Origin of the sequence: Streptomyces johnsoniae (assembly GCF_031845565.1) — a bacterium.
GTDB classification, from domain to species: Bacteria; Actinomycetota; Actinomycetes; order Streptomycetales; family Streptomycetaceae; genus Streptomyces; species Streptomyces johnsoniae.
The window spans coordinates 1-998 of record NZ_JAVREV010000049.1 but is presented as its reverse complement, the minus strand read 5'-3'; the positions used below and the strand labels follow the sequence as shown (position 1 = coordinate 998).

Genomic DNA, 998 nt, shown 5'->3' with positions numbered 1-998 from the left:
TGTGTTGTCCCGGGACGTTGGTGACACGCGTGTTGGGTGCTTGAAATGGGTGAGGGCCTTCTGGCTCGGTGTGGATTGCGACATCTACGTCCGACCGCAGGAGGCCCTCGTGTCCCACCGTAACGCTCCGCTGACCGAGACCGGTCGGCTGCGTCTGGCCCGCTGTGTCGTGGAGGACGGGTGGCCCCTGCGCAGGGCCGCGGAACGCTTCCAGGTCTCCCACACCACCGCTGCGCGCTGGGCCGCCCGCTACCGCCGGTTCGGCATCGCCGGAATGAGTGACCGGACCAGCCGTCCGCACCACCAGCCGCTGCGGACGCCGGCCGCGATCGAGGAACGTGTTGTGCGGCTGCGCCGCGAGCACCGGATCGGCCCGCTGAGACTGGCCGCCCGATGCGGGATCGCACCCTCGACCGCCCATCGCATCCTCACCCGGCACGGCCTGCCGCCCCTGGCCGCACTCGACCGGGCCACCGGTGAACCCGTCCGCCGCTACGAACGCGCACGCCCCGGCGAACTCCTCCACATCGACGTCAAGAAACTCGGCCGCATCCCCGACGGCGGCGGCCACAAAGTCCTCGGCAGAGCAGCCGGCAGCCCGAACAAGGACCGCCGCAACGGCACCGGATACGCCTACCTCCACACCGCCCTGGACGACCACACCCGCCTCGCCTACACAGAAGACCTCCCCGACGAGACCGCCCCCACCTGCGCCGCCTTCCTCGCGCGGGCCACCGCCTGGTTCGCCACCCTGGGCATCACCGTCGAACGCGTCCTGACCGACAACGCCTGGGCCTACACCAAGAACACCTGGCGCCGCACCTGCCACGAACTGGGCATCAGCCCCCGCTGGACCCGCCCCTGGCGGCCACAGACCAACGGCAAGGTCGAACGCTTCCACCGCACCCTGCTCGAGGAATGGGCCTACCACCGCCCCTACACCTCGGACACCGAACGCCAGACCGCGTTCACCGACTGGATCGACTGGTACAACTACC

General features: G+C 70.0%; 1 protein-coding gene. It reads left to right on the top strand.

Annotation, left to right across the window (positions count from 1 at the left end; genetic code table 11):
• Positions 1-109: 109 nt before the first annotated feature.
• Positions 110-998: IS481 family transposase (locus RM779_RS33200; RefSeq protein WP_311621520.1), on the top strand; the 889-nt coding region annotated here is incomplete at its 3' end.